Below are 15,565 nucleotides of genomic sequence, written 5' to 3'. Positions count from 1 at the left end.
GTTGAGCGGTTCGGCCGCCGGAAATGCGGCAGCGGGATCAGTTGCGCACGTAGCGGTGCGGTGCAAAGGGCATGGCAGTCACCTGCATCGGCAGGCGCTTGCCGCGCACGTCGGCGTAGAGGAGGGTGCCGAGGCTCGCGTGCGCGGGGTCGACGTAGGCCATCGCAATCACGCGATCGACGGTCGGCGCAAGGGTGCCGCTGGTGACGCGGCCGGCCGGCGCGCCATCGGCGTCGACCAGGGCTGCGCCTTCGCGCACCGGCACGCGTTCGCTGCCGACGAGGCCGACGCGCTGGCGCGGCGCGCCGTTCGCGAGCTGTGCGTCGATGGTCGCGGCGCCCGGGTAGCCGCCGGCGCGCGTGCCGCCGGCGCGGCGCACCTTCTGGATCGCCCAGGTGAGGCCCGCCTCCACCGGCGTGGTCGACTCGTCGATGTCGTGGCCATGAAGGCAAAGGCCCGCCTCGAGGCGCAGCGTGTCGCGTGCACCGAGGCCGGCGGGCTGGACCTCCGGCTGGGCGAGCAGGGCGCGGGCGAGTGCCTCGGCATGTTCGGCTCGAATCGAGATCTCGAAGCCGTCCTCGCCGGTGTAGCCGGAGCGCGTGACGTAGCCCTCGGCGCTGCCGAGCGTGAGCGGCATGCCGGTCATGAACGTGAGGTCGGCGACGGCGGGCGCCAGGCGTGCGAGCGCATTCACCGCGAGCGGCCCCTGCAGCGCGAGCAGCGCGCGGTCGAACTGCGGCTCGATGGTGCAGCGGTTGCCGATGCGCGCCTCGAGGTGCGCGAGGTCGGCTTCCTTGCGCGACGCGTTGACGACGAGCAGCAGGTCGCCCTCGCGCCGCGTCACCATCAGGTCGTCGAGGATGCCGCCGGCGTCGCTCGTGAAGAATGCATAGCGTTGGCGGCCGACGGCGAGCCCGCACACGTCCATCGGCACCAGCGTCTCGAGCGCCGCGTCGGCGGTCTTGCCGACCAGCCGTATCTGGCCCATGTGCGACACGTCGAACAGCACCGCCGCGGCGCGGCCCTGCCGGTGCTCGGCGAGGATGCCGCGCGGGTACGACACCGGCATCTCGTAGCCGGCGAACGGGACCATGCGGGCGCCGAGCGCGAGGTGCAGCGCGTGCAGCGGCGTCTTGGCAAGCGCGGAATCAGGGGCAGATGCGGTCATCGCAGCTCCGGGGCAACGTGGACGTGCCGGCCGGCTGGAAGCCGATCGACGGTTTGCCCCTGCTGTCCGCTCTACCTGAGAGATTGGCGAGCCGAGAACGGCCCGCTTGCCCCTTCGGTGGACCCGCTCGGGGCGGGTCTCTCTCCAGCGAGGAACGCTTCTCGTGAAGCGCTTGCCAGTCCTTTTGCCTGAGCGTTCGACCGGCGGCGACCCGCCCGATCTGCGCCTTCGGCGGCCCCTGACGAGGCTCTCTCCTGGCGCGCGCAGTGTAGCAGCGCGGCCCGCTCGGGCACCGCCCGAGCGGCTTGCGGCAAGCCCGCTCGGGAGCGACCCGCGAGGGTGGCCGGGATAATCCCGCCGATGATCGACAACAGTGAATGGTTGCACGTCGAGTCGCTCGACCTCGACGCGCAGGGCGTCGCGCACAACGCCGCCGGCAAGGTGGTCTTCATCGACGACGCGCTGCCCGGCGAGGACGTCCAGGTGCGCGTGCACCGGCGCAAGAACAACTGGGAGCAGGGCAGCGCCGTCGAGCGCCGGCGCGACAGCGTGCAGCGCGTGGTGCCACGTTGCCCGCATTTCGGCGTGTGCGGCGGCTGCAAGATGCAGCACCTGCACGTGAACGCGCAGGTCGCGACCAAGCAGCGTGCGCTCGAGGACGCGCTCTGGCACCTGGGCAAGGTGCGCCCCGAGCGCGTGCTCCGCCCCATCGAGGGGCCGGCCTGGCGCTACCGCTATCGCGCCCGCCTCTCGGTGCGTCACGTCGCCAAGAAGGGCACGGTGCTGGTCGGCTTTCACGAGCGCAAGTCGAGCTTCGTCGCCGACATGGACAGCTGCGAGGTCGTGCCGCTCGAGCTGAGCCTGATGCTCGTGCCGCTGCGCGAGCTGATCATGTCGATGGACCAGCGCGACCGCCTGCCGCAGATCGAGGTGGCGGTCGGCGACGCCGTGATCGCGCTCGTGCTGCGCCACCTCGAGCCGCTCGGCGCCGCGGACCGCGAGCGATTGCGGGCGTTCGGCGTGCAGCACGGCGTGCAGTGGTGGCTGCAGCCGAAGGGCCCCGATACCGTGCACCGACTCGACGACGGCGGCCCCGAGCTCGCCTATTCGCTGCCGGAATTCGGCATCACGATGCCGTTCCGGCCCACCGACTTCACGCAGGTCAACCACGCGGTCAACGAGGTGCTGGTCGGGCGCGCGCTGCGCTGGCTCGACGCCCGGCGCGACGAGCGCGTGATCGACTGGTTCTGCGGCCTCGGCAACTTCACGCTGCCGATCGCGACGCAGGCGCGTGAGGTGCTCGGCATCGAGGGCAGCCCGGCGCTCGTCGAGCGCGCGCGCGCCAACGCCGCGCGCAACGGCCTGGCGGCGCGCACGCGCTTCGAGGCGTGCAACCTGTTCGAGGTCGACGCTGCCGCGCTCGCCGCCTGGGGCAGCGCCGACAAGTGGCTGATCGACCCGCCGCGCGAAGGCGCGTTCGCGATCGCCAAGGCGCTCGCCGATCTGCACGCCGCGCCCCAGCCCGGCTTCACGCCACCGCGGCGCATCGTCTACGTGAGCTGCAATCCGGCGACCCTGGCGCGCGACGCGGGCCTGCTGGTGCACCAGGCCGGCTACCGCTGCAGCGCCGCCGGCGCGGTGAACATGTTTCCGCAGACGGCGCACGTCGAGAGTCTGGCGGTGTTCGACCGGGTCGACGTGCCTGCCGGCACTGCTCCGGCGGTGGACGCGGAGGTCGGCACGACCTGACGACACGACGGCGGGCCGCGCGCCTTCAGCGCAGGTTTGTCCGGATCGATGCCTGCGCCGCGCGTCGGGATACTCGACCGCCGGCCGCCGCCGGCAGGAGACCGCTGTGACGCAACTCGTCGCGCTGCCGCTCTGGCTGGTCGCGCTGCTCTCGACGCTCGCGCTCGTCGCCGTGCTCGAGTGGGTGCTGCTGCCGAGCGTGCGCTGGTACTTCCGGCGCAAGGTGCGCGGCGTGCTCGACGAGATCAGCGTGCGACTGCGCATCGAGGTGCCCCCGTTCAAGCTGACGCGCCGCCAGGCGCTGATCGACCGCCTCGTCAGCGACCCGCGCGTGCTCGCCGCGGCCGACGCGGTCGCGCGCGGCGAGGGAGCGCCGCGCGACGTGGTGCTGCAGCGGGTCGACCGCTACGCCCGCGAGATCGTGCCGGCGTTCAACGCCTACGTGTACTTCCGCTTCGGCTACTGGGTCGCGAAGACGATCGCCAAGGCGATCTACCGCGTCCGCCTGGGCTACACCGACGCCGCGGCGCTGGCGGCGATCCATCCGCGCTCGACGGTGGTGTTCGTGATGAACCACCGCAGCAACATGGACTACGTGCTGGTGTCGTTCCTCGCGGCCGAGCGCGTCGCGCTCAGCTACGCGGTCGGCGAGTGGGCGCGCATCTGGCCGCTGCAGGGGCTGATCCGCGCGATGGGCGCCTACTTCGTGCGGCGCAACTCGGGCGATCCGCTCTACCGCATGGTGCTGCAGCGCTACGTGCAGATGGCCACCGAGGGCGGCGTTCCGCAGGCGATGTACCCCGAAGGCGGTCTGACCCATGACGGGCGCTTGCGCGAGCCCAAGCTGGGCCTCTTGGACTACATGCTCAAGGGCTTCGACCCGCGCGGCGAGCGCGACGTCGTGTTCGTTCCGGTCGGCATCAACTACGACCGCGTGATCGAGGACCGCACGCTGCTGCGCAAGCTCGACCCGCACGCCGCGCCGCGCTCGCTCGCGGCGAGCACCGGCATCGCCGTGCGGCACCTCGGGCACGTGCTGCTGCAGGGCGCGCTCGGCCGGCGCTTCCGGCACGGCTACGCGTGCGTCAACTTCGGCGCGCCGCTCTCGATGCGAGCCTGGGTCGCACGTCAGCGCGTCGACTTCCGCGCGCTCGACGACGCCGCGCGGCGGCCCGCGGTCGCGGCGGTCGGACGCGCGCTGATGGACCGCATTGGCGAGGTCGTGCCGGTGCTGCCGGTTCCGCTGGTCGCGAGCGTGCTGCTGCGCGACCCGTCAGGTGGGCTCTCGGAGCTCGAGCTGAAGGCGGCCGTGAACGCGCTGATCGAGGACATCGAAGCGGCTGGAGGCCACGTCTACGTGCCGCGCCAGGATCGCGACTACGCCATCACGGTCGGCATCCGCATGCTCACGCTGCGGCATCTGGTGAGCGAGTCGGAGGGCCTGTTCCGCGCCGTGCCCGGCGAGCTCGCGACGCTCGCGTACTACGCCAACTCGATCGCGCAGTTCACCGGCGCTGCGCGCGCGGAGGCGCTGCCGACGACGCTCGCGGCGGAACTCGCAGCCTGAGCGGTGCGCAGGCGACGACGACCGCGCGGGGCGGTCTTCGGTGGCGAGCCCGAGGTCCTGATCGGCGGCCGCTTCTTCACGCGGCGCGCAGCGCCGCGCGACCCGGCGTCGCGTTTCTCAGCCCGCCTTGCGGCGCACGAGCAGGAGGCCAGCGAGCGCCATTCCCGCGAGCGCAAGGCCAGCAGGTTCCGGCACGAGGCGCACCGAGATGTCGTCGACGTTCAGGAAGAAGCTGTCGTCCTGCAGCGCGATCGAGAGGATCGTGGAGGTCGAGGTGGCGAGCGGGTCGACCACGATCTCGCGATAGCCGAAGCCGAGGATGTCGGTCGCGGAGTAGACGACGTTGCCGTTCCAGCGCACCTCGATCCCGGTGCCGTCGGCGAAGCCCGAGATGTTCGCGAGCCAGAGATGGATGTTGTAGTTCATCCCCGGCGTGGTCGCGAGCGTCTGCGAGATCGAGCCGAACGTGCCGACCGCGCCGCCTGCGAACGAGCGGGTGCCGTTGTGCGCGTGGGCCGAATCGCCGTCGATGAAGTGATCGATGCCTTCGCCGAGAAAGCCGCTCACCGTCCAGCCGGAGCTGGCGATGCCGGGTGTCGCTTCGAAACCGCCGTTGACGACGAGGTTCGGCCCGAACTCGTTCGCCACCGGGCCGGCGTGTGCCGACGCGACGGCGGTCGCGGCTGTGATGGCGACCACGATCGCCGGAGCCATGAAGGTCTTGCGTTGCATGCTGGTTCTCCCTCTGTTGTTCGCGTGGTTCAGAGCGATGCCGCGGCGGGCCGACGGCATGCGAGGGCTCGGGCGCTCACTGCATCCGAGCGCTCGCGGCGCGTTCCCGCGTCAGGTACGGCGCGGCGACGTCGCGGCGGCCGGCCCGGCGCAGCGGACCGACCCTTCGCGGCCGCCCTGCGCCCGCACGGCACACCGCCGCACGGGCCGCCGGCTGCTCAGCCGCACAGCTGCGCGACGCGTCCTGCCTTGGTGGCGTCGAACCAGCGCGCATCGCCCGGCGACCAGACCTGCGGAACCAGGAAGTCGTTCGGGTCCATCAGCAGACGGAACTCGGGCCACTCGCTCTGCGGCCAGCCCATGTTCACCGCCGTCTCCTTCCAGCTGATCATGTGGTAGATGCCGGAGCCCTTCTGCGCCACGTCGGTGTGGTGGCCGGGGATGTACACCTTGGGGCGCAGGCGCTGGGTTGCCAGGATGATGTCGCGCTGCTGGTTGGCGGCGGCGCCGAGGCTCACGATCGAGCCGAGCAGCACGTCGGTGCGCGGCAGGGTGTCCATGAGGTCGTAGAGGCTGTTGCCGATCGCGCGCGCCAGGTCCTTGCGCTCCTGCGGGAAGGTCGGGTCGTTGTACTGCGCGAGGGTGACGAGGTCGATGTCGCTGCCGATGCCTTCCTTGGCCGGCCCGGCCGAGTTCAGATAGAAGAAGTTGAAGTTGTAGCCGTTGCGCAGGATGAACTGGTAGACGACTTCATAGGCGCCGGCCGGCCCGCCGAAGCCGGTGGTGCGGGTGTCGAGCTGCCCCGCCACCGCGCCGGTCGCCGGCGGTGTGTACGGCGTCAGGTTGGGGAACATCGCCGGATACGTGACCGGCGGCGGCGGCGTCGTGATCGTGCGCCCGGGGTAGCGCGGGTCCCCGAGGTCGTTCAGCGTCGTGTGCGGGAACGACGGGTCGACCGGCGATCCGCCGGAGTGGATGAACTTGAACGCGAGCACGCAGACCTGCGCATCGAGCGGAGTCGACAGCTTGCTGACGCTGCTCTTGGAAAGGCCCGCGTTCGGACCCTGGTTGTACTGGCCCGGGCGCGAGCCGCGCGGCACCGCGCCGACGCAGTTCACCGGATTCGGGTTCGGGACCACCTTGGCGCCGCCATTCTGCGGGTTCGGGTCCGCCCACATGCGCGCGACGTCCTGCTGCATCACGTCACAGGTTTCGGGCGTGGCGTAGATCGTGGCGTTGGTCCACTTGGCGATGTACGCGGCGTTGTCGGCGTGGTCGCCGTGGCCGTGGCCGAGGAAGATCGCCTCGGGACGCACGTCGATCAGGTCCTGCGGCAGCAGCGGCGAGTAGCGCCGGTCGATCGGCGTCGTCGGCAGCTCGGGCTTGGTGATGTAGCTGTCGAGCAGGATCACGCGGCCCATCACCGACACCACGTAGGTGGTGTTGGTGGCCCAGGAGGCGATCACCTTGTCCTTCTTGACCGCGCCGGTATTGACGTCGACGTTGTCGATGCCGAAGAACTTCTGGCGTGCCTTGAGCAGCGTCGGGTCGGCGGCGCTCCATGCCGACGTCGCGCCGGCAAGCAGTGCGAAAGGCACGAGTGCCTGAATGACTTCCTTCAACCTCATGTGTCTCCTCCGGTGGGTTGTATTAGGAATGTTGCCGGAGCATCGTAAGCACGCGTTCACGTGCATGCAACTGCGTTCGCTAGTGCATTACCCGCAGGGCATTTGCTGCGCTGCGACAGCCGCATGAGCGTTCGGATCCCTGCGAGAGGCGGCGCTGTCGGGCAGCGATCGGGGCGATGACGCCCGAGCCGAGGTTCACGCTGGCTCCTGGCGTCCGCTCGAGCGGCCGAGCGGGAGAGAAAAAAAAACGGGGCCCGAAGGCCCCGTTCTGCAAGCGCGGATCCGCGTCAGTCGCGACTGCCGCCGGCGATGCCGAGCAGCGACAGCAGCGACGTGAACACGTTGTAGAGGCTCACGTAGACGCCGAGCGTCGCGGTGATGTAGTTCGTCTCCTCGCCGTCCTGCACGCGCTTGAGGTCGTACAGGATGAACGCCGAGAAGATGCCGACCGCGAGCACCGAGATCGTGATCATCAGCGCGCCGGACTGGATGAACAGGTTCGCGAGCGCCGCGACGATGACCATGATCATCCCGATGAACAGGAACTTGCCCATGGTCGAGAGGTCGCGCTTGATGATCGACGAGAGCGTCGCCATGCCGAGGAAGATCGCGCCGGTGCCGCCGAAGGCCAGCATGATCAGCGAGGCGCCGTTGCTGAAGCCGAGCACCACGCCGAGCAGCCGCGAGAGCATGAGGCCCATGAAGAACGTGAAGCCGAGCAGGAGGCCGACGCCGGCGGCCGACTCCTTGTACTTCTCGATGGCCAGCATCAGCGCGAACGCGCCGCCCAGGAAGACGATGGCGCTCAGGCCGGCACCCCAGTTGCGCATGAAGCCGGTGCTCACGCCGATCCAGGCGCCGATCACGGTCGGCACCATCGACAGCGCGAGCAGCCAGTAGGTGTTGCGCAGCACACGGTTGCGCTGCTCGGCCGACGCAACCGGCGTGGCGTAACCCCGGGTGACCGCTTGCAGGTCTTGACTCATGACACCTCCGAGTTGAAGAACGCCTTGCCTGAGATCGGGCCCGGGCATTCTAGTTCCGCACCCTGGCCGATCGACTCGGCACGCCGGACGGCGCTGCCCTTGCGGGTACAATTCAAGGGTTTGCCCGCAACCATCGACGCCTGCTTCGCGGGCGTTCTGCACGGTTCGCCGCGGGCCCATCCGGTTCCTCATTCGCCGCCTCGGGATTGCGGACCGCCACGCATTCGGAGAAGACGGTGTCGCTGCTGCCCCAAGAAGCTCAGGCCATCCTGGCACTCGCCGACGGGTCGATCTTCAGCGGAACGTCCGCGGGAGCGGCCGGCCGCACGGTCGGAGAGGTGGTGTTCAACACCGCGCTCACCGGCTATCAGGAAATCCTCACCGACCCCAGCTACGCGGGTCAGATCGTCACCCTGACGTACCCGCACATCGGCAACTACGGTGTCAACGCCGAAGACGTCGATGCGGCCAAGGTCTACGCCGCCGGCCTGATCATCCGCGACCTGCCGCTGCGCGCGTCGAACTTCCGTCAGTCGATGGAGCTCGACGAGTACCTGCGCCGCGAAGGCACGGTCGCGATCGCCGGCGTCGATACCCGGCGCCTGACCCGTCTGCTGCGAGAAAAGGGCGCCCAGAACGGCTGCATCGTCGCGTTCGAAGCCGGCTATCAGGTCACCGACGCGGACCGTGCCGCGGCCGTCGACGCCGCGCGCAGCGCGCCCAGCATGGCCGGGCTCGACCTCGTGCAGCGCGTCAGCGTGAAAGAGCCGTACGACTGGACCGAAACCGAGTGGGTGCTCGGCAGCGGCTACGGCAAGGCCGGGCGCGACGGCCCTCACGTCGTCGCGTACGACTTCGGCGTCAAGTTCAACATCCTGCGCATGCTGGCGAGCCGCGGCTGCCGCATCAGCGTGGTGCCGGCACAGACCTCGGCGGCCGATGCGCTCGCACTCAAGCCGGACGGCATCTTCCTGAGCAACGGCCCGGGCGACCCCGAGCCGTGCGACTACGCCATCGAGGCGACGCGCGAGTTCATCGACCGGGGCGTCCCGACTTTCGGCATCTGCCTGGGTCACCAGATCATGGCGCTCGCCGCCGGCGCGCAGACCTACAAGATGAAGTTCGGCCACCACGGCGCCAACCACCCGGTGAAGGATCTCGACACCGGGCGCGTCAGCATCACGAGCCAGAACCACGGCTTCGCGGTCGATCCGGCGACGCTGCCGCCGACCTTCCGCACCACCCACGTCTCGCTGTTCGACGGCACGCTGCAGGGCATCGCGCACGTCGACAAGCCGGCGTTCTGCTTCCAGGGCCACCCGGAAGCGTCGCCGGGCCCCCACGACATCGGCTACCTGTTCGACCGCTTCGTCGGCCTGATGGCGCGCTGACGCGCGATGGGCAAGCTGCTCTACAGGGCCAGCGCCGCGGACGGGAGCGAGCGCAGCGGCATCGTCCGTGCACGCTCGAGCGCCGAGGCACGCAGCGAGCTTCAAGGCAAGGGCCTCGGCAACGTCGTCTTCCATAACGAGCTGTTGGCCGACATCGAGGAGGCGCCCGCCAGCGCCAGCGCACGCGAAGCGGAAGCGCTCGCGCGCTTCAAGATCAGGCTGATGGAAAAGCCCGGAACGGCCACGGTGCTGGGCGAGGTCGCGCGCCGGCTCCGCTGGCTGATCGCTGCCTGCATTGCGACGGCGCTGGCCGCGTGGTGGCTGGGCAGCTGGACGCTGCTCGCGCTCAGCATCGGCGCGCTGGTGCTGCCGTTCGCCGCGGTTCACGTCGGCGCGGCGCGGGCGCGGCGCTATCAGGCGATGCTGCGGGCGTTCGCGCTCGGGGACGCCGAAACGGTGCGCCGCCAGGCGGCGCGGATCCGCCGCGGCGCCGACGACAACCTGCAGCTGCAGTTCGAGCTCGACGTCCGCCTCGCCCGTCTCGATGCTCCGGACGGCAAGCTGCAGGAGGCGCTCGCCGCCCTGGAGCCCTGGCGTGATCGGCTCGCCGACTCGCCGGGCCTCTTCGATGCGCTCGTCGGGACCGTTCACCTGGCAGGCGGAGACCGTGCCGGCTTCGTCGACGCAACCTCCCGCGCCAGCGCCGCATCCGGCGCGGAGCCCGGCCGCGTCGTTGACCACGCGCTCGCCAACGCCCGCTTCGGCGACGTCGACGAGGCCGCGCGACTGGCGGCAAGCGTCGACGCCTCGCTGCTGCCGCCGTATGCGCGGGGGTTCGTGGCGTGGACGGACGGGCTGATCAGGGCGCGGCGCGGCGCACCCGGCGCGGTCGACGTGCTCGCGCAGGCGACGAACGCCTTCGCCGTCCTCAGCACGCATCCTGCCGCCTGGACCTCCCTTGCATTCTGCGCATGCGACCATGCGCTCGCGCTGAATCGCGCCGGCCGGCTCGGCGAGGCACGCGGCGTCGTCGCCGGCGTCTGGCCGGTGCTGAGTGCCCACGCCGACGCGCCTCTGCTGCGCGAGCTCGCCCGACAGAACCTCGTCCCGACTCCCGTTCCCTGATCGCCATGCCGAAACGAACCGACCTCGAAGCCATCCTCATCATCGGCGCCGGCCCGATCGTCATCGGTCAGGCGAGCGAGTTCGACTACTCCGGTGCGCAGGCCTGCAAGGCGCTGCGCGAGGAGGGCTACCGCGTGGTGCTCGTCAACAGCAACCCGGCGACGATCATGACCGACCCGGAGATGGCCGACGCGACCTACGTCGAGCCGATCACCTGGCAAGTCGTCGAGAAGATCATCGCCAAGGAACGCCCGCTCGTCCGCGGCGGCTTCGCGGTGCTGCCGACCATGGGCGGCCAGACCGCGCTCAACTGCGCGCTCGACCTGCACCGCAACGGCGTGCTCGAGAAGTACGGCGTCGAGATGATCGGCGCCAACGAACACGCGATCGAGAAGGCCGAGGATCGCCTCAAGTTCAAGGACGCGATGACCGGCATCGGCCTCGGTTCGGCGCGCTCGGGCATCGCCCATTCGATGGAAGACGCGCTCGCGGTGCAGCGTCGCATTTGCGAGGAAACCGGCGGCACCGGTTTTCCGATGGTGATCCGGCCCAGCTTCACGCTCGGCGGCACCGGCGGCGGGATCGCCTACAACCCGGACGAGTTCGAGGAGATCTGCAAGCGCGGCCTCGATCTCTCGCCGACCAACGAGCTCCTGATCGAGGAGAGCCTGATCGGCTGGAAGGAGTTCGAGATGGAGGTGGTCCGCGACCGCGCGGACAACTGCATCATCATCTGCTCGATCGAGAACCTCGATCCGATGGGCATCCACACCGGTGACTCGATCACGGTGGCGCCGGCGCAGACGCTCTCGGACAAGGAATACCAGCTGATGCGCAACGCGTCGATCGCGATCCTGCGCGAGATCGGCGTCGAGACCGGCGGCTCGAACGTGCAGTTCGCGATCAACCCGAAGGACGGCCGCATGGTCGTCATCGAGATGAACCCGCGCGTCTCGCGTTCGTCGGCGCTGGCGTCGAAGGCGACCGGCTTCCCGATCGCCAAGATCGCCGCCAAGCTTGCGGTCGGCTTCACGCTCGACGAGCTGAAGAACGACATCACCGGCGGCGCGACGCCGGCGAGCTTCGAGCCGTCGATCGATTACGTCGTCACCAAGATCCCGCGCTTCGCGTTCGAGAAGTTCCCGGCCGCCGACTCGCGCCTGACCACGCAGATGAAGTCGGTCGGCGAGGTGATGGCGATCGGCCGCACCTTCCAGGAGAGCTTCCAGAAGGCGCTGCGCGGCCTCGAAACCGGCATCGACGGCCTCACCGAGCGCAGCAGCGATCGCGAGGAGATCATCCAGGAGGTCGGCGAGCCCGGCCCCGAGCGCATCCTCTTCGTCGGCGACGCGTTCCGCGTCGGCATGAGCCTGGACGAGGTGTTCGACGAGACCGCGATCGACCCGTGGTTCCTCGCGCAGATCGAGGACATCGTGCGCCTCGAGCGCGAGCTCGGCGGGCGCAGCCTCGAGTCGCTGCAACCGGCCGAGCTGCGCTTCCTCAAGCAGCGCGGCTTTTCGGACAGGCGCCTCGCGACGCTGCTGAAGACGAACCAGCACGCGGTGCGCGCGCGCCGGCACGAGCTCGGCATCCGCCCGGTCTACAAGCGCGTCGACACCTGCGCGGCCGAGTTCTCGACGCCGACCGCCTACATGTACTCGTCCTACGACGACGAGACCGAGGCTGCGCCGACCGACCGCAGGAAGATCATGGTGCTCGGCGGCGGCCCGAACCGCATCGGCCAGGGCATCGAGTTCGACTACTGCTGCGTGCATGCCGCCCTCGCGATGCGCGAGGACGGCTACGAGACCATCATGGTCAACTGCAACCCCGAGACGGTGTCGACCGACTACGACACCTCGGACCGCCTCTACTTCGAGCCGGTGACGCTCGAGGACGTGCTCGAGATCGTCGCGGTCGAGAAGCCCGAGGGCGTGATCGTGCAGTACGGCGGCCAGACGCCGCTCAAGCTCGCGCTCGACCTCGAGCGGGCGGGCGTGCCGATCATCGGCACCACGCCCGATTCGATCGACATCGCCGAGGACCGCGAGCGCTTCCAGAAGCTGCTCAACGAGCTCGGCCTCAGGCAGCCGCCGAACCGCACCGCGCGCACCGAGGACCAGGCGCTCGAGCTCGCCCACGAGATCGGCTACCCGCTGGTGGTGCGACCCAGCTACGTGCTCGGCGGCCGCGCGATGGAGATCGTGCACGGCGACAAGGACCTCGAGCGCTACATGCGCGACGCCGTCCGCGTCAGCGAGAAGTCGCCGGTGCTGCTCGACCGCTTCCTTGACGATGCGATCGAGGTCGACGTCGACTGCGTGAGCGACGGCAGCGAGGTGATGATCGGCGGGATCATGGAGCACGTCGAGCAGGCGGGCATCCACTCGGGCGACTCGGCGTGTTCGCTGCCGCCCTATTCGCTGGGTGCCAAGCTGCAGGACGAACTGCGTCGCCAGACCGTGCTGATGGCCAAGGCGCTCAAGGTCGTGGGCCTCATGAACGTGCAGTTCGCGATCCAGGGCGAAGGCGAGGGCGCCGTGGTCTACGTGCTCGAGGTCAACCCGCGCGCATCGCGCACGGTGCCGTTCGTCTCGAAGGCGACGGCGCAGCCGCTGGCGAAGATCGCGGCGCGCTGCATGGTCGGCCAGAAGCTCGCACAGCAGAGCGTCGGCGGCGAGAAGCCGCGCGAGGTGGTGCCGCCGTACTTCTCGGTCAAGGAAGCGGTGTTCCCGTTCAACAAGTTCCCGGGCGTCGACCCCATCCTCGGCCCCGAGATGCGCTCGACCGGCGAGGTCATGGGCAGTGGCCGCAGCTTCGGCGAGGCGATGCTCAAGAGCCAGCTCGGCGCCGGCTCACGTCTGCCGAGCAAGGGCACGGTCTGCATCACGGTCAAGAACGCCGACAAGCCGCGCGCCGTCGAGGTCGCGCGCGACCTGCACGCGCTCGGCTTCCAGCTCGTCGCGACGCGCGGCACCGCCGCGGCGATCGCCGACGCCGGCATTCCGGTCAAGCCCGTGAACAAGGTCAAGGACGGCCGGCCGCACATCGTCGACATGCTGAAGGCGGGCGAGATCCAGCTCGTCTTCACCACCGTCGACGAGACGCGCACCGCGATTGCCGATTCCCGCCACATCCGGCAGGCTGCGCTCGCCAACCGGATCACGTACTACACGAGCATGGCCGGCTGCGAGGCGGCGGTCGAAGGCATGAAGCACCAGGACGACCTCACGGTCATGTCTTTGCAGGATCTGCACGCCGAGTTGCACTAAACTGCCCGCCTGACAGCCGAGTCGCCGCCGCCGGTTCATCCGCCGGCGGCTTCATTTTTTCTGCAAGGTCCCTTTTCATGGCCACGATTCCCCTCACCGTGCGCGGTGCCGAGAAGCTCAAGGAAGAGCTCGCCCGCCTCAAGAACGTCGAGCGCCATGCCGTAATCCAGGCGATCGCGGAAGCGCGCGCGCAGGGCGATCTGTCCGAGAACGCCGAGTACGAGGCAGCCAAGGACAAGCAGGGGTTCGTCGAGGGCCGCATCCTCGAGATCGAAAGCAAGCTCGCGGCCGCGCAGATCATCGACCCGTCGACCATCGACGCCGAAGGGCGCGTGGTGTTCGGCTCGACCGTCGACCTCGAGGACGAGGACAGCGGCGCCAAGGTCACGTACCAAATCGTCGGTGACGACGAGGCCGACCTCAAGCAGGGCCTCATCTCGATCAGCTCGCCGATCGCGCGCGCGCTGATCGGCAAGGCGGCGGGCGATATCGCCGAGGTGCAGGCACCCGGCGGCATCAAGAGCTACGAGGTGATCGCGGTTCGCTACACCTGAAGCGAGGGCCGGCGAGAGGCTTTCGCGGGCTGCCGGGCCGGCGATCCGAACGCCCTAGGAGTTCTGCGCCGGCTTTTTCGTGCTGCGCAGACGCTTGGAGGCGCGCTTGAGCTCGCCGCCGGCGGCGATCCGCATGTTGCCGAGCACGGTCACCTTCTTGACCTGTGCGCGATGGTTGCCGCTCTTGGAGAACTTGAGGATCTTGACCGTGCGCGGCCCGGGCATGCGGTCCTGGCGCTCGATCTTCTCCTTGGGCGCAATCGGCCGCCACAGCACCAGGAGCTTGCCGATGTGCTGGATCGGCGCGGCGCCGAGGCGATCGGCAAGCGTCGCGAGGATCTCGTCGCGCTCGGCGCGGTCGTCGGACATCACGCGCACCTTGATGAGGCCATGCGCCTTGAGCGCGGCGTCGACCTCGCGCTCGACACCTTCGGAGAGCCCGTCGTTGCCGATGGCGACTACCGGCGAAAGGTGATGCGCTTCGGCGCGCTTGTCCTTGCGCTGGGCAGGAGTCAGGTTGATGGCGGGCATCGGCCTATTATCCGCCCCCGATGAAGACCCGCACCAAGAGCAAGAAGGTCAACAAGGCGTGGTTGCACGACCACATGAACGACCCGTACGTGAAGCTGGCGCAGCGCGAAGGCTACCGGGCGCGCGCTGCCTACAAGCTGAAGGAGATCGACGAGGAACTGCACCTGCTGCGGCCGGGGCAGACCGTGGTCGACCTGGGGGCGACGCCCGGAGCGTGGAGCCAGTACGTGCGGCGCCGCTTCGCGCCGAAGGAAGCGGGGGTCGGCGGGGCGGCGACCGGCGCGCTCGACGGCACCATCGTCGCGCTCGACATCCTCGACTTCGAGCCGGTCGACGGCGTGACCTTCATCCAGGGCGATTTCCGCGAGGACGAGACGCTGGCGCGCCTCGAGGCGGTGCTCGGCGGGCGGCCGGTCGACGTCGTGGTGTCGGACATGGCGCCCAACCTGTCCGGCATCGAGAGCTCGGATGCGGCGCGGATCGCGCATCTCGTGGAGCTCGCGGTCGAGTTCGCGCGCCGCCACCTCATCGCCGATGGCGCGCTGGTCTGCAAGGTGTTCCACGGCAGCGGCTACAGCCAGCTCGTGAAGCTGTTCAAGGACACCTTCCGGGTCGTCAAGCCGATCAAGCCGAAGGCTTCGCGCGACCGCTCGGCCGAGACCTTCCTGGTCGGCATCGGCCTCAAGGGTCCGCCGTCGGGCGCGACACTTGCTGCAGCAGCGGCCGTCTGAAGGTGCGATATACGGTCGGTCGGAGGGGTAATTCGAGCGAAGGCGGTGGGTTGCCTCACCTAAAATCGCCCTTACATGCCGGGAGTGGCGAGTGGGCTCGTCATTTCGGCGAATGCTGCGCGCTCCGTGCG

General features: G+C 69.4%; 12 protein-coding genes and 2 riboswitches. Of the genes, 7 read left to right on the top strand and 5 right to left on the bottom strand.

Features of this window, described 5'->3' with window-relative positions; all coding sequences use genetic code 11:
- Positions 1-37 precede the first annotated feature (37 nt).
- Positions 38-1,168, bottom strand: a complete 1,131-nt coding sequence (gene gcvT / locus HQN59_RS18515) for a glycine cleavage system aminomethyltransferase GcvT (protein ID WP_176070609.1) — start codon at positions 1,166-1,168, stop codon at positions 38-40.
- Positions 1,169-1,220: 52 nt separating this feature from the next.
- Positions 1,221-1,326: riboswitch (glycine riboswitch) on the bottom strand.
- 8 nt (positions 1,327-1,334) lie between these two features.
- Positions 1,335-1,435: riboswitch (glycine riboswitch) on the bottom strand.
- Positions 1,436-1,528: 93 nt separating this feature from the next.
- On the opposite strand from gcvT, the gene rlmD reads away from it, so the two are divergent.
- Positions 1,529-2,917 carry a 23S rRNA (uracil(1939)-C(5))-methyltransferase RlmD gene (gene rlmD, locus HQN59_RS18510; protein ID WP_176070608.1) on the top strand — a complete coding sequence of 463 codons (1,389 nt, stop codon included), beginning with the start codon at positions 1,529-1,531 and terminating at the stop codon, positions 2,915-2,917.
- A gap of 106 nt (positions 2,918-3,023) precedes the next feature.
- Positions 3,024-4,484, top strand: a complete 1,461-nt coding sequence (locus tag HQN59_RS18505) for a 1-acyl-sn-glycerol-3-phosphate acyltransferase (protein ID WP_176070607.1) — start codon at positions 3,024-3,026, stop codon at positions 4,482-4,484.
- Between the two features lie 117 nt (positions 4,485-4,601).
- Here the strand turns inward: HQN59_RS18505 and HQN59_RS18500 are convergent, their stop codons facing one another.
- From HQN59_RS18500 to HQN59_RS18490, 3 genes are all read right to left on the bottom strand, one after another.
- Entirely contained in the window at positions 4,602-5,216 is a 615-nt protein-coding gene (locus HQN59_RS18500; protein WP_176070606.1) for a PEP-CTERM sorting domain-containing protein, read from the bottom strand.
- A gap of 218 nt (positions 5,217-5,434) precedes the next feature.
- Positions 5,435-6,844, bottom strand: a complete 1,410-nt coding sequence (locus HQN59_RS18495; RefSeq protein WP_176070605.1) for an MBL fold metallo-hydrolase — start codon at positions 6,842-6,844, stop codon at positions 5,435-5,437.
- A gap of 287 nt (positions 6,845-7,131) precedes the next feature.
- Positions 7,132-7,830, bottom strand: coding sequence for a Bax inhibitor-1/YccA family protein (locus HQN59_RS18490; protein ID WP_176070604.1), 699 nt, complete (start codon positions 7,828-7,830; stop codon positions 7,132-7,134).
- Positions 7,831-8,072: 242 nt separating this feature from the next.
- Between HQN59_RS18490 and carA the strand changes: the two genes are divergently transcribed.
- The 4 genes from carA (at position 8,073) to greA (ending at position 14,172) form a co-directional block, all read left to right on the top strand.
- Positions 8,073-9,221 (top strand): glutamine-hydrolyzing carbamoyl-phosphate synthase small subunit, encoded by a 1,149-nt coding sequence (carA, locus tag HQN59_RS18485; RefSeq protein WP_176070725.1) that lies wholly within the window; start codon positions 8,073-8,075, stop codon positions 9,219-9,221.
- A gap of 6 nt (positions 9,222-9,227) precedes the next feature.
- A complete protein-coding gene (locus HQN59_RS18480; RefSeq protein WP_176070603.1) occupies positions 9,228-10,346 on the top strand; it encodes a hypothetical protein in 1,119 nt (372 codons plus the stop codon).
- Positions 10,347-10,351: 5 nt separating this feature from the next.
- Entirely contained in the window at positions 10,352-13,618 is a 3,267-nt protein-coding gene (gene carB / locus HQN59_RS18475) for a carbamoyl-phosphate synthase large subunit (RefSeq protein WP_176070602.1), read from the top strand.
- 77 nt (positions 13,619-13,695) lie between these two features.
- Positions 13,696-14,172, top strand: coding sequence for a transcription elongation factor GreA (gene greA, locus HQN59_RS18470; RefSeq protein ID WP_176070601.1), 477 nt, complete (start codon positions 13,696-13,698; stop codon positions 14,170-14,172).
- Positions 14,173-14,226: 54 nt separating this feature from the next.
- Here the strand turns inward: greA and HQN59_RS18465 are convergent, their stop codons facing one another.
- The gene (locus HQN59_RS18465; RefSeq protein WP_176070600.1) at positions 14,227-14,703 is read right to left on the bottom strand and encodes a YhbY family RNA-binding protein; all 477 of its coding nucleotides are present in this window, start codon (positions 14,701-14,703) and stop codon (positions 14,227-14,229) included.
- A 20-nt stretch (positions 14,704-14,723) separates the two neighbouring features.
- Here HQN59_RS18465 and HQN59_RS18460 point away from each other — a divergent pair, with 20 nt between their 5' ends.
- Positions 14,724-15,434, top strand: a complete 711-nt coding sequence (locus HQN59_RS18460) for an RlmE family RNA methyltransferase (protein WP_176070599.1) — start codon at positions 14,724-14,726, stop codon at positions 15,432-15,434.
- Positions 15,435-15,565: the final 131 nt, after the last annotated feature.

Origin of the sequence: Rhizobacter koreensis (assembly GCF_013366375.1) — a bacterium.
GTDB lineage: Bacteria > Pseudomonadota > Gammaproteobacteria > Burkholderiales > Burkholderiaceae_C > Schlegelella_A > Schlegelella_A koreensis.
This window is presented reverse-complemented; position numbering and strand designations above follow the sequence as displayed.

Excerpts from the sequence above, each read along its gene's own strand:
- gcvT (WP_176070609.1), bottom strand. The coding sequence starts at position 1,168 with ATGACCGCATCTGCCCCTGATTCCGCGCTTGCCAAGACGCCGCTGCAC.
- rlmD (WP_176070608.1), top strand. The coding sequence starts at position 1,529 with ATGATCGACAACAGTGAATGGTTGCACGTCGAGTCGCTCGACCTCGAC.
- HQN59_RS18500 (WP_176070606.1), bottom strand. The coding sequence starts at position 5,216 with ATGCAACGCAAGACCTTCATGGCTCCGGCGATCGTGGTCGCCATCACA.
- HQN59_RS18495 (WP_176070605.1), bottom strand. The coding sequence starts at position 6,844 with ATGAGGTTGAAGGAAGTCATTCAGGCACTCGTGCCTTTCGCACTGCTT.
- HQN59_RS18490 (WP_176070604.1), bottom strand. The coding sequence starts at position 7,830 with ATGAGTCAAGACCTGCAAGCGGTCACCCGGGGTTACGCCACGCCGGTT.
- HQN59_RS18480 (WP_176070603.1), top strand. The coding sequence starts at position 9,228 with ATGGGCAAGCTGCTCTACAGGGCCAGCGCCGCGGACGGGAGCGAGCGC.
- carB (WP_176070602.1), top strand. The coding sequence starts at position 10,352 with ATGCCGAAACGAACCGACCTCGAAGCCATCCTCATCATCGGCGCCGGC.
- greA (WP_176070601.1), top strand. The coding sequence starts at position 13,696 with ATGGCCACGATTCCCCTCACCGTGCGCGGTGCCGAGAAGCTCAAGGAA.
- HQN59_RS18465 (WP_176070600.1), bottom strand. The coding sequence starts at position 14,703 with ATGCCCGCCATCAACCTGACTCCTGCCCAGCGCAAGGACAAGCGCGCC.
- HQN59_RS18460 (WP_176070599.1), top strand. The coding sequence starts at position 14,724 with ATGAAGACCCGCACCAAGAGCAAGAAGGTCAACAAGGCGTGGTTGCAC.